Here is an 18,871-nt window from a genome sequence, read left to right as displayed (position 1 = left end):
CCCCTACGCTGCCTGCTCTGAAACATGGCTTGCAGTACTACCTAACGCAGACGCGAACACTTGTTTTTCTAATGGGTAACCACGTAATCCCGTGCTACCAAATTCGATGTAACGGATATCATTGCGACGTAAATTGAAACGCTTAACGTCTTTCACGGGCACATCCATATATAAAGAGGTCGCTAGCGGCGCGTTTTGCATCGCTACCTCAACGCGGTAATAAGCGCCTTGAAACTCTTTCGCGATAATTCGCACTGGAATCGCCTCACTCGCCCGCTCCACAAACTGAATATTTTCTGGTCGAACAGCCAGTTGGAAGATATCCCCTTGCTTTAGCTGCATATTATCTAAGGTCGGTAACGCAAGCATAGACTCGGCAACCCTTAACGATTGATTCGAAGCGACGGACGCCTCTATGAAGTTCATACTACCGACAAAATCCGCGACAAAGCGTGTCGCTGGCGCTTCATAAATTTCCTGTGGCGTACCCACTTGCTCTATCACACCATGGTTCATAACCACAATACGATCGGCCATGGATAAGGCTTCTTCTTGATCATGTGTCACCATGATCGTAGTGATGCCCAAGCGACGTTGCATTTGGCATATTTCATCACGAAGGTGAGTACGCACTTTCGCGTCGAGTGCCGACAGAGGCTCATCTAACAACAGTAAACCTGGTGATAATGCTAGCGCTCGTGCAAGTGCGACTCGCTGCTGCTGCCCACCGGACAGTTGATTGGGAAATTTGTTTGCTGATGTTGGCAAGCCAATCATATCTAACCAATGTTCGACTTTCTCCAATGCTTCTTTATTGGACAGCCCCTGATTCTTTAGTCCTACGGCAATATTTTCTTGCACCGTAAGGTTGGGAAACAGCGCATAAGATTGGAACACAATGCCAAAGTCACGCTTTTCTGGTGGGAGGAAGGTGGTGTCTTTATCGTCTTGGCAAATGCGTCCTGAAGTAGGAAGATCCAAGCCTGCAATCGCACGCAACAACGTTGTTTTACCGCACCCAGAAGGTCCAAGAAAACACACGAACTCACCGCGCTTAATGGATAATGAAATCTCTTTCAATGCCGTGAACTGGCCAAATTTTTTCACTACGTTGTGAATGTCTAGATAAGGATTGGATACTGTCATCACTTTCTCTCCAAATGGTATATACCAATATTAAGATTGCTATATTTCATTGCAATGACAGCTTTGTTTCAGGTTGATTTCAATTTCATTGTTGTGTGGTTTCGCAAGTAAAAACGACAAAAAGAAGGCCTAATAGCAGCCTTCTTTTTAATCAGTTTTGACCGCACTATGGGTCTTAGAGCTGATTGATTAACTTATGATTTTGGCTCTGACTTTGAATCGAATTTTTGTGACCATGTTTTTAATACTTCTGCTCGGTCTGAACCCATTTTCGCAAAATCCATCTTCGCCATCGCGCCTTCCACTTCAGGGTAGTTTGATACCACGGCTTTGACTTCTTTGTGGGCCACGACAGGGTAAGATTCAACGTAGAGCTCATTCGCTGCTTTTGAAACTGACCAATCCACCACGCGCTTTGCGGCATCAGACTCTTTCACTAGGCCGACGGCTTCAGATTCCCAGCCAATCCCTTTTGGTGTGATCACGGCCAGTGGTGCGCCTTGGTTTTTCAACTTAGCACCACGAACCGCCATCGAAATACCAATCGCGACTTCACCCATCGCCGCTTGAACACAAGGTTTTGAACCTGAATGCGTATAATGGGCAATGTTGTTATCTAGCTTCTTCATGTAATCCCAAGCTTGCGTCTCGCCCATGTTCTGTAACCAAGCAGACACTTGCATGTAACCCGTTCCTGAAGACGCAGGATTTGGCATCGCAATGTGCCCTTGATAAACGGGCTTAGTTAAATCCTCCCAAGACTGAGGCTTTGGCAGGTTTAACTGCTCTGCGACGATTTCATTGAAGCAAACCGCATTAAAGAATGCGTCGTTTCCATACCACGCCTGGCTGGATTGCGGATCATTCAAATTGGCATTCAAGTTTTCTAGACCTTGCGGTGTATACGACTTAAGAATGCCCTCTTCTTTTAGTAGCGCCATGGATGAACCCGCCAATCCCCACACTACGTCTGCGCGAGTATTGTTTTTTTCAGCCAGTAGTTTAGCCGTCATGATGCCTGTCGAATCACGCACCCATTTGATAGCGATATCAGGGTTTTCCTTCTCAAACGCATTCTTATATTTAGCAAGAATATCGGTTTCAAAAGCGGTATACACCGTCACTTCCGTGGCTGCTAAGGCATTCGTTGCCCACAAAGAAACCAACGTTGCGAGTGCCCCTTTCATCAAACGGTTTTTCATTTCCATCTCCAGTTTCATTTTTGTGGCGACTTGCTGTTTATCTGCACGTCGCCTTTAAAGTCATCATTGACGGTCACACCTTAATTGGTATGTACCAGTTTCTAATTACACGGTAATTCTCATTTATGACGATTAAATGAACGAAAAATGGCAGTTTGACGACGATTTATGACAAATTCGATGACAACGATTTTCGCAACATTTCGAACTATGAAGCTTTTATTAAATCTATTTTCTCCCCCTTTACGAACACTAAAAAGGATTGCTAGAGTAGTCACAACAACTTGGTATAGTCCAATATGAGAAATGATAATGAAAAACGAATACTTACTGTTAACGCCCGGCCCGCTTTCTACCTCTGAAACCGTTCGACAAGCGATGCTTAAAGACTGGTGCACATGGGATGACGACTACAACAAAGACGTCGTTGAGGTCATTCGTTCATCGCTAACACAACTGGCAACTCGCCAACCCGGCTATACCAGCGTACTCATGCAAGGCAGTGGCACGGCATCGGTTGAAGCGACCATCGGCAGTGCGCTTGGTAAGAATGATAAACTTTTGGTCATCGATAACGGCGCTTATGGGGCTCGTATCGCTCAGATTGCGGACTATCTCGCCATTCCTACCTGTGTCATATCGTTGGGGGAAACCCAGCAACCAAGTTTAGAAGCGGTAAAGAGCGCTCTAGAAAGTGATACAGACATTACTCATGTGGCGATTGTGCACTGCGAAACCACAACGGGCATGCTCAACCCTATTGAAGCGGTCATTAAGCTAGCAAAACAACATGACAAAACGGTGATCCTAGATGCGATGTCCAGCTTTGGTGGTATCCCTATGGATATCGGTGAGTTAGACATCGACTTTATGATCAGCTCGGCCAATAAATGCATTCAAGGTGTACCGGGGTTTGGCTTTGTCATTGCTAAACAAACGTCCCTTGAAAAATGCCAAGGGCAAGCTCGCTCGCTAACATTAGATCTCTATGACCAATGGCAATGCATGGAGCACAACCACGGAAAATGGCGCTTTACTTCACCAACGCATACCGTGCGCGCATTTTACCAAGCGCTGCAAGAGTTACAGGACGAAGGCGGTATTGCCGCTCGTCATCAGCGTTATCAGACTAACCAAAAGACCTTAGTGGAAGGCATGCGATCGTTAGGCTTTTCGCCATTGCTCCATGAGGAGCTGCACTCACCAATCATCACCTCTTTCTACTCACCAAAGCACAGTGACTATCAGTTCAAAGAGTTCTACAACCGACTTAAAGCACAAGGCTTTGTGATTTACCCAGGGAAAGTCTCCAATGCTGACTGTTTCCGCATCGGTAACATTGGCGATGTACATCCAGCGGATATCTCACGTCTGATCACAGCAGTGAAAAGCTCGATGTATTGGGAGATCAAATAATGTCAGATCAAGCAACTCACTTACGCAGTGAGGGCGATGTGAACAACACTCCTGCTCGCCAAGAATGGACAGCTGGTATTCAAGATGAAGCGACCCAAGCGCTACTCAAACGCGATGCTGACGTGTTCTTACATCAATCCATGTCAACGCCTTGTCTTGATTCACTGCAAGCGGCAGAAGGTATCTACCTTCAAGATACGCGTGGCAAAAGATACATGGATTTTCATGGCAATAACGTCCATCAACTCGGTTATGGCCACCCTCATGTGATGAAGCGTGTCACCGAGAAAATGCATTCACTGCCGTTTTCTCCTCGTCGCTTTACCAACGAGACTGCAGTCAAATGCGCAGAAAAGCTCACCGATATTTGTGGTGGTGACCTAAATCGAGTGCTCTTTGCACCTGGTGGAACTTCAGTCGTAGGCATGGCACTTAAGCTGGCTCGTTACATCACTGGCAGTCACAAAGTCGTGTCATTATGGGACTCATTTCACGGCGCTTCCCTTGATGCCATATCCGTTGGCGGAGAAGCCTGTTTTCGTGAAGGGATGGGGCCATTAATGGCAGGAGTTGAGCGTATCCCACCTGCTATATCTTACCGTGGTGCACTGCCCTCTCAAGACGGCAGCGATGTTCATTACGCGGATTATTTAGAGTATGTGATCGAAAAAGAAGGTGGCATAGGCGCATTTATTGCCGAAGGTGTACGCAATACCGATGTACAGGTACCAAGCAAAGCCTACTGGCAACGTATTCGAGAGATTTGCGACAAGCATAACGTCTTATTGATCATCGATGATATTCCCAACGGCATGGGTCGCAGTGGCGAGTGGTTTACGTATCAAGCCTTTGATATTGAACCCGACATCTTATGCACTGGTAAGGGATTTGGGGGAGGACTCGTGCCCATTGCTGCCATGGTGACGAAAGAAAAATATAACACCGCAGCAGAGATATCACTGGGTCATTACACCCATGAAAAAAGTCCCATTGGATGTGCGGCGGCGTTGGCAACTATGGAAGCCATTGAACAAGATAAATTGCTCGAAAAAACACGCGCTGATGGCGAGTTTGTTAAAACTCGCTTAATGCAAATGAAAACAACCTATCCTGTGATCGGTGACGTACGCGGAATAGGGTTGTTATGGGGCGTTGAGCTGGTGAGTAACCATGTCTCCAAACAGCGCGCCTATGACGAGGCAGAATCCGTGTTGTATCAATGCCTCAATCAGGGACTGAGCTTTAAGGTCTCACAAGGTAACGTTATACAGTTGAGCCCACCGCTCATCATCACTCGTGAACAACTGACGCAAGCCCTCGATATTTTCGAGCACGCGATCGCCAAAGTATGCAAGGATTTTAATTATGTCTAATCTCTATTCAGCAACACCAAATGCCTCCACTAAGTCGCCTGTTCAAGCCATCGTTTTTGACTGGGCCGGCACCATTGTCGACTTTGGTTCATTCGCACCCACCAGTATTTTTGTGGAAGCCTTTAGGCAAGGTTATGACTTTGACATTACGCTTGCCGAAGCACGTGAGCCAATGGGCATTGGTAAGTGGGATCATATTAAAGCGGTCGGTCACCTGCCAGCCGTTGCTCAGCGCTGGGAAAAGCAGTTTGGTCGCACGATGACTGACAGCGATATCGACCAAATTTACGCGACATTTATGCCGCTACAAAAAGCAAAAGTCGCCGATCACGCCGAACCTATCCTCAACGCTATTGAGGTCGTCAATGGGCTAAAGCAGCAAGGCATTAAAATAGGTTCTTGCTCAGGTTACCCAAGAGAGGTCATGGATGTCTTGATCCCTGCCGCGAAAGACTATGGCTATGAGCCGGACTATATTGTGGCAACGGATGACCTTCCTCAAGGTGGTCGCCCAGCTCCGTTCATGGCACTAAAAAACATGATTGAGCTAAATGTCACTTGTGTCGGCGCTTGCGTAAAAGTTGACGATGCCGCTCCCGGTATTGAAGAAGGTCACAACGCCGGAATGTGGACAGTCGGACTATTACTATCGGGTAATGAAGCTGGCTTAACCTTAGAAGAATACCAAGCAGCCGATGAAGCCACATTAAATGCAGCTCGCGAGAGAGCACGTGAAAAGCTTGGTAAAGCATCACCACACTACTTAGTGGATACGATTAATGATCTTCCGAGTGTCATTAAAGATATAGAAAAGCGCTTGAGCGCTGGTGAAAGACCCTAGATACGCTGTAAATCAAAACTAAAAACCCAGTGCCATTACAGATGGCACTGGGTTTCTTCCTCTAGAACAGGTCAGTATTCCAATAATAATCTCACTTAAAACATTATTATTAAGAACGATTTCACTAATAACTATGTCAACCAATAACTATATCGATCAATAACTATGTCGATCAATAACTGTGCTGACTAATAACAGTGTCGACTAAGCAGTAATACAACCAGATTGATTCGGCGTAATAACAACGTTTTTGCTGCTAACTCTTTTATTCCATGACTTTTCATGTAAGAAGTACGCTACGGTATTAATTGCGGGCTCTAGCAATGCCACGGCTCCACCAGCAACAATACTTCCGGTCAGTGCGTATACCACCGAAAACGCGACACTATAATGAACCACTGCAAATGACGCCGTTTTAATGCGAACATTTTGACTTAATGACTTCAGCCATTGCGATTTTTCCCATAACTTTTCATGGAAATAAAACGCCACCGTATTCACTGCGGGTTCCAGCATGGCGATCATGCTACTCAGAATGATCTCACCAGTAAAAACATACGCCACGCTAAATGCAATGGTAAAGTGAATTGATGCAAACCTAAGTGTTTTCGCCATGATGTTGTCCTGCTTTGTTCAGTTGCCTCCACTATACTCAGCTCTTAACCACGAACAAAGCAGATTGAACCTACTTATTTAATAGTCAAAACCTATCAAATAGAGTTGTAACGTCTGACCTTTCAAGGATTCACATTTCTACAGTACTGCACTGACGCCTTTTAATACTCTTCGCTGCAGCACGTAAGCTCTGACATGATCATAAATGAGGTTAAAGAGAAACGCATAGATGGTAATAAAGATGGTCACACCCAAATCCATTAGGAAGGCTTGCCATAAGCTTACCTCTAGAATATAAGCCATTACCGGAATAGTAAAAAACAACAATCCAACTTCAAACAGCAGCACATGGATCACTCGCAGTGACAGTGACCGCTCGGTTTTTTCACCGGGTACAGCCCTATCAAAGCCCAAATTGAACAAGTAATTCCAAATCATCGCCATGGTTGCAATAACTATCATTGTTCCTGATAGTGAACCAATATCATGTTCAGTAAACAATGCTAACCCTAGGATGGATGATGTTACCGCCAACGTTTCAAATAATACCGAATGAAAAACACGCTCTAGTGTCCCCATAAATCGCTCCAATAGACTTACTTAACAAAAAATGAAGCTGGGATTATGTCAGGACAAACGCACAGATAAAGTTAACAGCCATCACATTTAGTGATAGCTTAGTTAACCTATTCAATCGGGGGAGTGACTATGTACAGTTTTGAGCAATTGAAGGTATTCGTAACGGTGTGCGAAAGTGGGTCATTTTCTGCGGCAGCTCGCAAGCTAAAACGCGCGCAATCAGGGGTCAGCCAAGCAATAGCTAACCTAGAGATAGCCGTTAACCAAGATTTATTCAACCGAGAAAAGAACACTCCGACATTAACAAAAAGCGGCGAGGCCTTGTTGCCCATTGCGCGATCAATTTTGCAGCAACAGGCCTATTTTGACCAGAAGGCAACAGCGCTCACCAAGGCGTACGAACATGAACTTATCATTGCTGTCGATGAAAGCATTGTCAGTGACGACTTTCTCAGCATATTAGCACCATTGGCAGACCAGTTTCCCATTACGCACTTTGAAATTATCACCGCCTCCAGCTTTGATATTGAAGATTTAGTACGTACTGGTCAGGCTCATGCCGGTATTGTGTTCGCCGATGGAGAGCTTAAAGTCGACATGGATTTCTTTGTACTTGGACAAGCCCGATTTCTAACCATTGCTGCCCCGGAACACGCGTTAACGAAACTCCCCATGGTCGAGCACGACGACTTGAAACTTCACCGTCAATGCGTTCATCGCAGTGCTAAACGAAAAGAACTTTGGTTCAGCTACGGCATTAGTTCAAAGATCTGGTATGCCAATAACCACCAAACCCTAATTGATCTTGTTCGTCAAAACATTGGTTGGGCGCTCGTTCCTGAATTGCTTATCAAAACACAATTAGAGCAAAGTGCTATCGTGTCACTTCCCGTCGCCCATGAATTTAATGGCTGGTTGACCGCTGTGGGCTGTTTGGTATCACGAAGCCATTCATCAGGGCCAGTTCTGGAGCACGTCCTCAACACACTTAAGCAATATCGCTTAAATGAGAATCGTTGGGAACGTAACGTTGCACTCGCTAACTAAGTCTTTAGCGACGGCCTCAGCCCCAATACGGCTCAACCGTTAGAAGCCCTGCAACCACACCATGCTATTGCACAGTGCGCTTTAATATTGCAGAAAAATGATCCGCAGATGAACTCGCAGAGACTAAAATCCAGCCTTTCGAGTTTAAAAAATTAACCGCGTCAATGGGGGAGTTAAAAGCCACCGTATTGCCCGCTTCATCGCGTAATAGGTCCTTATTTCGAATACCAATTTCAACCTCTTGCCCAAAGTCCACTTCCACTTTCCACTTGGTCAAACTTAATAGCTTCCCTCGAGCAACAACACGAGCATATTGCTCGGTTTGGCCTTTCACTACACTTGCTTCAGGGCTTGATAATGCGTTACTCACGGGGGAGAACAACATCATTGCTACCAGTAGCGTCAAGGTAGCTAGGGGAAAGGGTAAATTCACTATTTTCATTGCAGCCTCTTCTCTTTTTGCCATTTAGCGTCACGCTATTTGAATCAGCATACTCAGTTATATTTTCATTATTCGAAAATGTAACTACACTGGATTTCATAAAATGGAAAAACGCTAATGAGGAGCAATGATGGCGACGTTAAATACCACTGGATTTGAGTTTTTCGGTGAGTCCGAACATCGGTTCCGTGCGATGCTCATTGAGCGGATCGAAAGCTATATGGTGCACAGCCGTCTGAGCAAAAACCAATTGGCGGATAAGTCAGGAATTGGCAAAACCGCATTTTATAGCAAGATGGATAAGGTACAAGGCAGTCAGTTTACCGTTTTAGATCTCTTTCGTTTAGGCAAAGTACTTGATGTCAGCATCTTGCAGTTTTTTCCAGTCGATGACATCGATCGAGAACACGGAGGGCAACTCGCCGTGCCTGCTAGTGTATTGCATATGATGGACACCATGATGTCCATGGATCAAGCTGACATCGAATTACTGTATGACCTATTTCTATCGCTAAAAAAACACAATAAAATCAACCCGTAAATCATACTTTACTAAGTCTATTGTATAGAATGAGCCTCCCCCCCTAAATGAAACAGAGCCTTAATCGCAGCGATATTTAACTGTATGGGCCTGTATACGCCTGAGTAACTAACGATAAAACTGGGCATCATGTTCACAGCTTACCCGACACCTGATTCAATCTAGCTACTCATTTCATCGTTCGCAGTAAATTTGAACGACTGTTCAAAAACCATTTGAACGATCGTTCAAATGGTTCTATAGTGTTGGCTATCACGAGAAGGAAAGGTCTAGTGATTTGTCTCAAATTGACTCAATTCAAAGGAAAATGACATGCTAAAATTTTACTTCCACAAGACACCGAACCCGATGAAAGTCGCGCTATATCTCGCCGAGACGGGGCTACCTTATGAACTCGTTCCCGTTGATACCTATAAAGGTGAGCAACACAGCCCTGAATATCGCGCGATAAACCCGAACGGCAAAGCCCCAGCGATAGAAGATGACGGTGTTAGAGTATTTGATTCCAATGCAATTTTGCTCTACCTTTCCGAAAAAACAGGGCTTCTAGCAGGAGAACCTGAAGATCGTGGTGAGATGCTATCTTGGTTAATGTTCATTGCATCTGGACTCGGTCCATTCTCAGGTCAATCGGTTCACTTTCGACATGCATCACCAGAAAAGACCCCTTACGCGATCAATCGTTACTTACGCGAAGCACAACGTCACTACGAGGTACTCGATACGCACTTAAAAGGCAGAGACTATCTCGTTGGACAAACCTACAGCATTGCCGATATCGCAGCGTGGGGATGGATTGATAAAGCCGCTGTTGTACTGGGTGAAGAGGCACTGACGCCTTACCCGAATTTGAAGCGTTGGTTTGATGCCATCAACCAACGTCCTGCTATACAAGTCGCGCGCGATGTTGGCAAGGACATTGAGTTTAAAACAGAACAAGATGACGTCACCAAACGTGCGCTGTTCCCACAGAACTATACGACCAATTAGATGCGACCAATTAGACAACCGCTTCATGGTCTTGTTAAATACATAGTCATAAGTGACGGCAACCGTTAATCAATGCCTTGGACTAATGCGCTTTGCAATCCTGGACTAGAATTAAACATCGTTCGGCATTTTAGCTTAGCCCTTACCGATTTAACTTAGGAGTTAGTATGGAAAATCAATATACACCGCCGAAAATCTGGGTTCACGACACAAAAGGTGGCAATAAATGGGCAAGCATTAATCGCCCTGTGTCTGGCCCAACCCATGATAAAGAGCTACCAGTTGGTGACCACGCTTTGCAACTGTACTCACTCGGCACCCCAAACGGACAAAAAGTCACTATTCTTCTAGAAGAGTTACTCGCACTGGGTGTCAAAGAAGCTGAGTATGATGCTTACTTAATTAATATTGGTGAAGGTGACCAGTTTTCATCAGGTTTTGTTGGCGTAAACCCCAATTCAAAGATCCCTGCATTGGTTGACCGTTCAGGCGAAGACAGCGTGAACGTCTTTGAATCTGCTTCGATTCTTGTCCACCTTGCCGAGAAATTTGGCTATTTTCTGCCTAAAGAAGGCGCTGCACGAACACAGACATTCAATTGGCTATTTTGGGCGCAAGGTTCTGCACCTTTCTTAGGGGGTGGGTTTGGCCACTTCTATGCGTATGCGGACGAAAAACTTGAATATCCAATTAACCGCTTCGCGTTGGAGGCAAAGCGTCAACTAGATGTATTAGACAAACAACTTGCGACCAATACCTACGTGGCTGGTGAAGAGTACACGATTGCTGACATGGCTATTTGGCCATGGTACGGCAACTTAGTGCTTGGTAACTTGTATGATGCCGCCGAATTTCTACAAGTTGAAAGCTACACACATGTCATGCGCTGGGCAAAAATGCTCGAAGCTAGACAAGGCGTGCAGCGTGGTCGCATCTTAAATCGCTCTTGGGGTGAAGAGTGGGAGCAAGTGCCTGAACGTCATTGCGCCGAAGATATCGATAACGTTTTGTCATTAAAGCCACAGTAACGTTCATTTCATATTAAAAGCCGAGGTATTTTGACTGATTCAAATACCATCGGCTTTTGGCTTTTGGCTTTTAACACAGAACGCTATCACGATGTGAGTAACGCGAAAGCCTCCAACATCCCTGAATCATTATTGCTACCTTGAGTGATATGATTAGTTACGATCGGTCGCCAACCAATTCGTTCATGGTCAAAGTAGCCAATCACTTAATAACCAAGAGGGGTACTTCTAGTACATAGTCTGCCCCCCTTGGGTCGGTCGACGAAAGTAGGTGTTACAACTGAGTCATATCCAGCTTTCTTCCTAAATGCAGTACTTCTACATCGGCATACCCTAAACGGACGGCTTCAAATTTCTTACTCATCTCTATGGCCTGAGTCGCATCTTTAGCAAGTACCGATACCAAATACACTGGACGTACAACATTCGATTGCAATGTCTGCGTATTAATGTACGAGGAAGACACAGAGCCAACCTGATTCAACGCAATCACACGCTGTAGATCAATACTAAGTACTCGGTCAATTTCCAATGGTTCGATGCCAGACTTCCAAGTAAACGTTAGGCCGTAGTTATTATTCTGTGGTGACTTATCTAGCCACTTGGCTCCCATTGGTTGGATATTACTAATTTTTACAAGGTTGGCTTCATACAGAGGAAGAGCGGATAATGACGCTCTAATATCATCCTCACTTTCTCCTTCCATTACAAACCTAAGCAACTGGGTCGTCTGCTCTCCCACTTTACTGTCCGTTACAAACATGTCTTTGACTTTTCCGCTATCAACAAACTGTTTAAACGCTTGCTTTTGCTGTGGCATTTTTTCCAGTACTTGATAAATATCAGTCGTGTTCCATTTCAATTCAACGCCGAAATCTTGCGCAAAAGAAAGACTCGGTGTTAACGCTATGACCGATAGGCTCAATACTAATTTTTTAATTATTTTCATGACTTTACTCTCTATTTATTATTTCATTACAATTTTTGTAGGGTTACCAGCGAGAACGATAGGTACGATGGCAAGCACGACATGTCGACTCTGCTGATTTAATCGCTTGTTTAGCTTGTTTTTCATCTTGGTTATTAGCGGCAGTCAATAACGTTTTATAGCTATTGTTCATCTCTAACATCAACCGATTAAACTTTTCTGGTTTTTGCCACACATCCAGTTTTGCTCGACTTCCTTGGTGCGAATTTTCTGGAAACGCTTGATTTAGCATATCACTATATGCAACTAGTTTTATAGACGTATCTTCTACATCTGCCCACGTTGTCTCATTTCCATTTAAGGTTTTCTGTACAGACTCCGTCAAACTTTCTATCTGATTGAAAGCTTGCTGTCTTTGTTCGATTTCGTCCGCTTTAATTGCAGAGCTTTGTACAACTAAAGCTATAACAAACAATCTTGTGACCAACTGCGGAACGCAGCCTCCCGCAAACATTTTCAAATTCGATTTCATCAATGTAATCATCTCATGCCTCTTTATATTATGAGTTTACCTATCGCTTGAGCATTAATTTACACAACAATAGTTGCCATTGCAACTGTTGTTGTGTAAATTAATTGAACATTCGAAAAATGAGATAACCAATATGATAAAAATTAAGGTGTGGGACCTAGCAACTCGACTCTACCATTGGAGCCAAGCCATTATTTTCTTGGCACTTATGGTAACTGGTATTAGTGGTAACGGACCGCACGTTCAGTTAGGGCTCGCGTTATTTACTTTAGTTACTTGGCGAATCACCTGGGGAATGGTGGGAAGTGAAACCAGCCTTTTTCGTCAATTTATGGCCTCGCCTCAAAAAGTATGGGCCTACCTAAAAGCGGAACGCCATACACAGCTTGGCCATAACCCACTAGGGAGTTGGATGGTGTTTACCCTTCTGGCCAGCTTACTATTACAATGCATAACGGGCATGATTCTCGCAGGCATGTTTGATGGATTAGCCGCTGTTGGCGTGGAGATCCCGGAGATCATCTACTTCGGCGCAGAACAAACACACCTTCTGTTAGTGGATCTACTGCCAATGCTCATTGTGCTGCACGTTGGCGCAGTCTTGATCTACAAGCTTCGCTCTAAACCCTTACTGTGGGCAATGCTTTCTGGCTATCAACAGGTGCCAACCAATCACTTTATCGCGCAACCTAATATCGTCAGTAATAGTCGCGCAATACTCGTGCTAATAGCATCAACATTAGTTACTATAGCAATAATTGCTATTTCAATGGTGTAAGTATGGAACAAAAATTCGATCGCCAAACAAGCTTTGGCTGGCTGTTAAATGTTGTCGCGAATCACGCATCAAAAGAGTTTGATAAGCGCTTAAAAGAAAAAGGGCTGACGCTGGCACTGTGGCCAACCTTAATGTGCTTGTGGGAAAAAGAAGGGATGACTCAGCGAGAAATCGCTCAAACCTCAAAAGTAGAAAGCTCCACGACAACACGAACACTTGATAAACTTGAAACGCTCGGTCTGGTTGAGCGTCAAGCCGATCCAGAAAGCCGCCGTTCGTTTCGAATCTTTCTCACGGCTGAAGGTCGAGCGCTAAAAAATGAAGTGATTCATTTGCCTGTTGAAGTCAATCAGCAGATGCTTTCCAGCCTCAATCCTGATGAGCAAAAAACCATCATTGGCCTGCTGCAAAAAATGGTGGCTCAGGTTTAGTAGCTTAGGTTTAGTAGCTAAATTATTGAGATCATACTAATGACATGACCTCCCATATGACGGGAGGTCATGTTACGTCAATATGCCGCGTCGGTTAGCCTTTAAGCTCAGATAGCTGATCAGAGAACCAAATCTTGCGCTGAAAACGCGGGTTCTTAGAGGACATATCTATCTTATATGGGTTTTCTTCTTCTGAGCGCTGCGGTATCGCTAAAATCTTACTGAGTTCCTGTGCCAAGTACTTCTCGATTTTTAACACCACCATCTTCTTACGCAGACGGCCTTGCTCGTCGCGGTTAAGGATAGTTGGCATGGTATTCAGTGTTAAAATCTCACCCAGTGCTGGGTGAGACATACGCTCACGCCCTTCAGTGCTGGCATAGAAGTGTGAAACCGTAAACACCATATTCTTAGGTTTAAGCTGCTGTAGGAACTGGCACGATTTCACCACCGTTGAACCAGTGCGCACCATATCGTCAAACAGTACAATGCTCGATTTCTCCAGCCCCTCGAAAGTATCTTCACTCTCTTTGTGCAGGGTGATTTCCACTTTACGCTCAGCGGTACGCTCTTTATCCAACATGATGAATTTGGCTTTGCTCAAACCAATTCTGTTGTACATCTCTTTGACAAAGTCGCGCGCCCCTTTGTCTGGCGCACAAAGTACCAAACCCTCACCGTCTGGGCCGTAGTTCAACATGTTGGAGTTAAGCAGGTAGTGCGCGTAAATCTGATAAGGAATGAGGTTATAGAAACGGCCACCAAACACATCGCCAAACATCTTCTGTACCGAATCAGAGTGGTTATGTACCGTTACCACATCATCAACGCCAGACAGCTTTAATAACTGCGCATACAATTGCGCGGTAAACGGCTGACCATCAAATTTCTTAATGTCCGAAGCAGAACGCTCACCACCTGTGTCGCCAAGCCCAGGGCGTGCACCACGATCTTGAGCAGAGAAAAACAGATCAGGCTCCACCAACACCACACGACTGGCACCATTTTCTTTGGCAGCGCGGGCAATAATAAAGTTATGCATCGCCAGCTCTTGACGACTGGTAACCAAGTTGCCGGTACTGACGATGACGACAGTCTTACCGTCTAAACTATTGCCGATATTGTCCATATCGTCTTCATCAGAGATGAAGCGAGGGCAAAATTCGGTGTTCATGAAGTGTTTCATACTGATGACATCTGAAATGTCTTCATGCTGCCCCATCGCATAGGCGACATCGATGGCAAATGGGTTATCGGAAGAGTTACTAACAATCACTATATCGCTAGATAGTGTGTTTTGGCTGCTCATGGCATTCCTTATTAATTCGGAAAATGAGTGGGTTGTGATGGGGGTATTCTAGCGGTAAAGCGAGCAAAACGGCAGAGGGAAATCCGAGTTTGTGGTAAAGGCTTGTAAGTAATGGCTTGGTATTGTGGTTAGGGTAACCAGTTAAGAGAGCCTCATTACTTTCGGAGTGTTTTCGGAAGAGCTACCGACGGCTCTTCCGAAGAAAGTAACATTACCATTCAGTGCTGGTTACATCAGCCGCTATAGATGGAACTTACCCGGCAAAGCATAGATTTGTGGAATATCCCTATCCCAACTCTCTAAAGGACGGCCCGTACACTGATAAACTCGGTAACCTTGGAATGTTTCCATATACCGAAACTCAGTGTCCGACCCGGGGCAGGCAATATCCAACGCTTCTCTTTCTGAGGCGTACTCAGTCAACCCTTTTTGTATAGGACCATCGACCAACCAGTTCTCATTTTGCTTGTCACGCCATAGTACGGCAAACGCTCGACGTTTCTTTTCCTCTACTTTTTTCGATTTACCAGTATCCATAGAAGTCTTTGCTGAAACACTCTTCGTGCTAGCTGAACTCTTACTATTACGCGCTACCGAATGATTATTAGTGGTAGACTTTGATGCAGATGAGACGACCACAGGTGTACTTTTCGAACTCGTATTCTTAGATGGAGAGTGCGTAGAAGCCACTGAAGTGGACACATTTGATTGCATACCTGTCTTGGTTGATCGTACTTGGGATTTTTGAACTGCATCATTGAGCAACAGGCGCTGCTCTTGCATCATTTGATCTAAGCTTTTCCCCGCGCCGCCTGAAGAGCTAGAAGAATATGACGATGAATTAGCGGCATATGCACTGCCTACCTCTGCAACCACCCCCAAAGCTGTATTTGTCGCTCCCACGACAGAATTATTCAATGTAATTAGGACGTTTTCTCCATCGTACATTTCAGGGTCATTTTGAGAGTATAAGCTATCCAATTTATGCAGGTACGTTGAAGACAACTGTGCATATTTTTGATTATTTCTTTTAGCTACAATGTCGAGATTCTTAATAGCATGATAACGGTAACCGCTTGTATTAATACTCTTACTTTTGTTTTTCGTATGTATAACATAGTCTTTGAGCTGCTTTTCCGACAATGGCGCAAACATATCTTTATGTGCCGTATAATTCCGTGAAATTTCGTATTCTATTCTATCGTCAGCTGGCTCATAATAGATGGTTTTCTGATTTTTCTTATCGATATACGCATATTCCCAGTTCATTACTGCTTCAACTGTCATTCCAATCTTTACTGTACAATCCTGATTGAACTCTGAGATTCTCGTTATCCTAGCACCATGAACTCTAGGTCCCAAAATCACTGTAGTATCATGCCACCTTTTCTTTCCGTTATACTCTAACAACGAAGCATAACTTGCTTGGTGAACCCCATTAACGTAGTAATCATTGAGCACAGAAACTAGACGGTCATAACCGTAGCCAAAATAAATTGATTTTTGATAGGAGGCATCACATAAGTTCCAAGTCTTATATTCGGTAAACTGACAGTCATTAAAACGACTTTTATACTCGAAACAGCTATAGAGTGTATTATCAACCCAGCGTTTTATTTCTTGGTCGTAAGCCTTATAAAGCGATTTGGTTGGTGTCGATGTATTCTGCAAAGGCACTGCCGAAATTGGCATAAATAGCTGCCATTGATAGTCACCTTTAAATAGTTTCCATTCTGGTGTTGGCGCTGCTTTACTACAGCCGTTTATACTACCTACAACCCAAAAGAGACAGGCAAAAGTAACCAATAATTTTATCTTTTTCATCTTCCATATCAGTCATTGCTCATCCTATTTGACGAACAAGACCTGATTCCTACTTAACATTCCATGTGACCCATTAGGCTAGTAGGCGTATATCGTCTTCGCTTGTTTATAGTTAAAAAACACTACATAGCTAACACTTTTATGTTCAGTATCTGCCTTTTTAGTCCTTTTTTTGAACTGGTCACTAATGCCTTGTAATCAGCGAGGATGACCATATATGGCCCTTTAGTCACTTCTCGAAGGCAGAAGAATGAATTCACACTTATCAACTAATCTAAGCCGTACTGGCTTATGCAAGAGCTGACAGTTTTGCCCTGGGGTTTAACCTTGGTTTATAAGGTGTGGCTGATATACCTAAATAGTTTTTGGACAAAAATATACCAGTCCCTTTGCTAACTTAGCTATTAATGAATAACTTCAGGTTTTGCAAAATAAAAGGGGGCGAGCTAGCGCGATGGGTACCATTGAGCTAGCTAAAATGTTTGATAATACCTCTAAGTCGAAGACTTAATTAGTATAAGGCTGTTCGCAAGTTGGTTGTTCTTCGAATGTAAAATAACTACACCTCTTTGAGTACCACATCGTATGATATTCAAAAGATACGCTCTCGTTGGCAATACTTGAGAGAGTAATGAAAAAACCTGCCTTATCGCTCTTACCTAAATCTTCTGCCGTTGAGTCGATAAAGCAGAATTCTACATGCTTATTTTTAGATAAAACATTCAAGCAAGGCTTTTTTGTCGGAATATAGGCAATAAGATCACCAACTTTACCTGTACGATTATCATAACTTTGCTTTAACTCTCTAATGTCTGAGCTAGAAGGAAGTTTTTCACTCGCAAATGTTACGCTAGAAAAAGCAACAAGAACACAGAACATACTCTTATAAATGTTTTTCACGTCTTAGCCTCCTGTTCAAATCAACTCCAACCCACAAGTTGTTGCTATTGAACATTATTTTTTTAAATTTAAGAATATCAAAATCAACTAAAGCAGGAACAAACCCTTCTCTTGTTCTTGGGCTGTTGTCCCCACGATAAGTCAAATCGACTAGGACCTCCTTAACATTAAGAGGTAAACTGGCCCAATCAACAACCCCAAATTTAGCTTGAACATCTGACTTCGTTAACAAAATACGAGTCTTTTCTTCCATATACTCATAAACAGTATTAAACATTAAGTGTTGCTGCTTGCGTGTTAATGTAAGCTCATTGCTCTCCAAGCTTGAATTGTTAAGTGACTCTAGGGCGCTTTCTTTTTTCACACCTTCTACACTGAGTAACCAATCGGACAAATCTGACGTCAGTTCTGACACTTGAAATAGCTCTTTTAAGTGCAATTTAGAAGGTGACTGCCCGGTTGCTCCTGTGGGTGGGTTCCCTAAATCCAAACCTCGCCCAATCGTAACGCCCGATTGACCAATCACTATCCCGTCTGAATTATGAGGGACGTGGGCTTTTCTTGAGAAGTAAGCGGATGACTCAATATCATCGCCCTCATTATCAAAGGTAAATTGTCCCTTGGGCACAGTTAACCATTTTTCACCCATAGCATCATCAATATATTGCCAATTTTCACTGACGGCCTCATCCAAAGCAAGAGCTATGTTCTTATCTACAATCCCATCGACTTCACCAATTTTATAAGTTTCATGCGTGTTATGCGTCGGTTCATAACCCTTCTGAAACTGTTTAATAGCGCTTTCTGTCGCTTTGCCAAAATCTCCGTCAGCCCCCGCAGGACCTAAATCGAAACCCAATTCAATCAATGCCTCTTGAACGACTTTGACTTCAAGACCTTTACTTCCATTACTAAGGGCCTCTCCATCACCAAAAGCCAATAACTCCAA

General features: G+C 44.0%; 20 protein-coding genes. 9 read left to right on the top strand and 11 right to left on the bottom strand.

Translation table 11 applies throughout. The features are described from left to right. Nucleotides 1-3: 3 nt before the first annotated feature. Together L4D74_RS15190 and L4D74_RS15185 are read right to left on the bottom strand one after the other, a co-directional pair. Entirely contained in the window at nt 4-1,146 is a 1,143-nt protein-coding gene (locus L4D74_RS15190) for a putative 2-aminoethylphosphonate ABC transporter ATP-binding protein (protein ID WP_428753019.1), read from the bottom strand. A 194-nt stretch (nt 1,147-1,340) separates the two neighbouring features. Next, nucleotides 1,341-2,348 carry a putative 2-aminoethylphosphonate ABC transporter substrate-binding protein gene (locus L4D74_RS15185; RefSeq protein WP_265675452.1) on the bottom strand — a complete coding sequence of 336 codons (1,008 nt, stop codon included), beginning with the start codon at nt 2,346-2,348 and terminating at the stop codon, nt 1,341-1,343. A 312-nt stretch (nt 2,349-2,660) separates the two neighbouring features. Between L4D74_RS15185 and phnW the strand changes: the two genes are divergently transcribed. Genes phnW through phnX form a run of 3 tightly spaced genes read left to right on the top strand, consistent with a single transcriptional unit; the run spans nt 2,661 to nt 5,978 of the window. Continuing rightward, nucleotides 2,661-3,764 carry a 2-aminoethylphosphonate--pyruvate transaminase gene (gene phnW, locus L4D74_RS15180; RefSeq protein WP_428753017.1) on the top strand — a complete coding sequence of 368 codons (1,104 nt, stop codon included), beginning with the start codon at nt 2,661-2,663 and terminating at the stop codon, nt 3,762-3,764. Further along, nucleotides 3,764-5,137, top strand: a complete 1,374-nt coding sequence (locus L4D74_RS15175; RefSeq protein WP_428753015.1) for an aspartate aminotransferase family protein — start codon at nt 3,764-3,766, stop codon at nt 5,135-5,137. Before phnW ends, L4D74_RS15175 begins: the two co-directional genes overlap by 1 nt. Further along, nucleotides 5,130-5,978 (top strand): phosphonoacetaldehyde hydrolase, encoded by an 849-nt coding sequence (gene phnX, locus L4D74_RS15170; protein WP_428753014.1) that lies wholly within the window; start codon nt 5,130-5,132, stop codon nt 5,976-5,978. The genes L4D74_RS15175 and phnX overlap by 8 nt, the downstream gene beginning before the upstream one ends. 204 nt (nt 5,979-6,182) lie before the next feature. On the opposite strand, the gene L4D74_RS15165 is transcribed toward phnX, so the two are convergent. Together L4D74_RS15165 and L4D74_RS15160 are read right to left on the bottom strand one after the other, a co-directional pair. Then, complete coding sequence (locus L4D74_RS15165) at nt 6,183-6,593, bottom strand: DUF2061 domain-containing protein (RefSeq protein ID WP_428753012.1); 411 nt, start codon at nt 6,591-6,593, stop codon at nt 6,183-6,185. 138 nt (nt 6,594-6,731) lie between these two features. Further along, a complete protein-coding gene (locus tag L4D74_RS15160; protein ID WP_428753011.1) occupies nt 6,732-7,172 on the bottom strand; it encodes a PACE efflux transporter in 441 nt (146 codons plus the stop codon). A gap of 129 nt (nt 7,173-7,301) precedes the next feature. Here L4D74_RS15160 and L4D74_RS15155 point away from each other — a divergent pair, with 129 nt between their 5' ends. Beyond that, a complete protein-coding gene (locus L4D74_RS15155; RefSeq protein ID WP_428753009.1) occupies nt 7,302-8,219 on the top strand; it encodes a LysR family transcriptional regulator in 918 nt (305 codons plus the stop codon). A gap of 64 nt (nt 8,220-8,283) precedes the next feature. Here L4D74_RS15155 and L4D74_RS15150 read toward each other — a convergent pair whose 3' ends face one another. Further along, entirely contained in the window at nt 8,284-8,661 is a 378-nt protein-coding gene (locus L4D74_RS15150; RefSeq protein WP_428753008.1) for a hypothetical protein, read from the bottom strand. A 127-nt stretch (nt 8,662-8,788) separates the two neighbouring features. On the opposite strand from L4D74_RS15150, the gene L4D74_RS15145 reads away from it, so the two are divergent. From L4D74_RS15145 to yghU, 3 genes are all read left to right on the top strand, one after another. Continuing rightward, the gene (locus L4D74_RS15145; RefSeq protein ID WP_428753007.1) at nt 8,789-9,202 is read left to right on the top strand and encodes an XRE family transcriptional regulator; all 414 of its coding nucleotides are present in this window, start codon (nt 8,789-8,791) and stop codon (nt 9,200-9,202) included. A gap of 312 nt (nt 9,203-9,514) precedes the next feature. After that, nucleotides 9,515-10,192 (top strand): glutathione S-transferase family protein, encoded by a 678-nt coding sequence (locus tag L4D74_RS15140; RefSeq protein WP_428753005.1) that lies wholly within the window; start codon nt 9,515-9,517, stop codon nt 10,190-10,192. 167 nt (nt 10,193-10,359) lie between these two features. Continuing rightward, entirely contained in the window at nt 10,360-11,220 is an 861-nt protein-coding gene (yghU, locus tag L4D74_RS15135) for a glutathione-dependent disulfide-bond oxidoreductase (RefSeq protein ID WP_428753004.1), read from the top strand. Nucleotides 11,221-11,494: 274 nt separating this feature from the next. On the opposite strand, the gene L4D74_RS15130 is transcribed toward yghU, so the two are convergent. Next, entirely contained in the window at nt 11,495-12,169 is a 675-nt protein-coding gene (locus L4D74_RS15130) for a hypothetical protein (RefSeq protein ID WP_428753003.1), read from the bottom strand. A 43-nt stretch (nt 12,170-12,212) separates the two neighbouring features. Continuing rightward, the gene (locus tag L4D74_RS15125; protein WP_428753001.1) at nt 12,213-12,692 is read right to left on the bottom strand and encodes a c-type cytochrome; all 480 of its coding nucleotides are present in this window, start codon (nt 12,690-12,692) and stop codon (nt 12,213-12,215) included. Between the two features lie 130 nt (nt 12,693-12,822). On the opposite strand from L4D74_RS15125, the gene L4D74_RS15120 reads away from it, so the two are divergent. Together L4D74_RS15120 and L4D74_RS15115 are read left to right on the top strand one after the other, a co-directional pair. Further along, nucleotides 12,823-13,458, top strand: coding sequence for a cytochrome b/b6 domain-containing protein (locus L4D74_RS15120; protein ID WP_428753219.1), 636 nt, complete (start codon nt 12,823-12,825; stop codon nt 13,456-13,458). 2 nt (nt 13,459-13,460) lie between these two features. Further along, nucleotides 13,461-13,889 (top strand): MarR family winged helix-turn-helix transcriptional regulator, encoded by a 429-nt coding sequence (locus L4D74_RS15115; RefSeq protein ID WP_428752999.1) that lies wholly within the window; start codon nt 13,461-13,463, stop codon nt 13,887-13,889. A gap of 94 nt (nt 13,890-13,983) precedes the next feature. Here L4D74_RS15115 and L4D74_RS15110 read toward each other — a convergent pair whose 3' ends face one another. The 4 genes from L4D74_RS15110 to L4D74_RS15095 form a co-directional block, all read right to left on the bottom strand. Continuing rightward, nucleotides 13,984-15,198: a phosphoribosyltransferase family protein gene (locus L4D74_RS15110; RefSeq protein ID WP_428752998.1), complete on the bottom strand. Its 1,215-nt coding sequence runs from the start codon at nt 15,196-15,198 to the stop codon at nt 13,984-13,986. Between the two features lie 240 nt (nt 15,199-15,438). Further along, the gene (locus L4D74_RS15105) at nt 15,439-17,022 is read right to left on the bottom strand and encodes a hypothetical protein (RefSeq protein WP_428752996.1); all 1,584 of its coding nucleotides are present in this window, start codon (nt 17,020-17,022) and stop codon (nt 15,439-15,441) included. Nucleotides 17,023-17,529: 507 nt separating this feature from the next. Next, nucleotides 17,530-17,922: a hypothetical protein gene (locus L4D74_RS15100; RefSeq protein WP_265675953.1), complete on the bottom strand. Its 393-nt coding sequence runs from the start codon at nt 17,920-17,922 to the stop codon at nt 17,530-17,532. After that, nucleotides 17,906-18,871 (bottom strand): pesticin C-terminus-like muramidase (locus tag L4D74_RS15095; RefSeq protein ID WP_428752994.1); only part of this gene is annotated, 966 nt, incomplete at its 5' end. The genes L4D74_RS15100 and L4D74_RS15095, both read right to left, overlap by 17 nt.

The sequence above is a fragment of the Vibrio cionasavignyae genome, assembly GCF_050337155.1.
Classification (GTDB): domain Bacteria; phylum Pseudomonadota; class Gammaproteobacteria; order Enterobacterales; family Vibrionaceae; genus Vibrio; species Vibrio nomapromontoriensis.
This window is presented reverse-complemented; position numbering and strand designations above follow the sequence as displayed.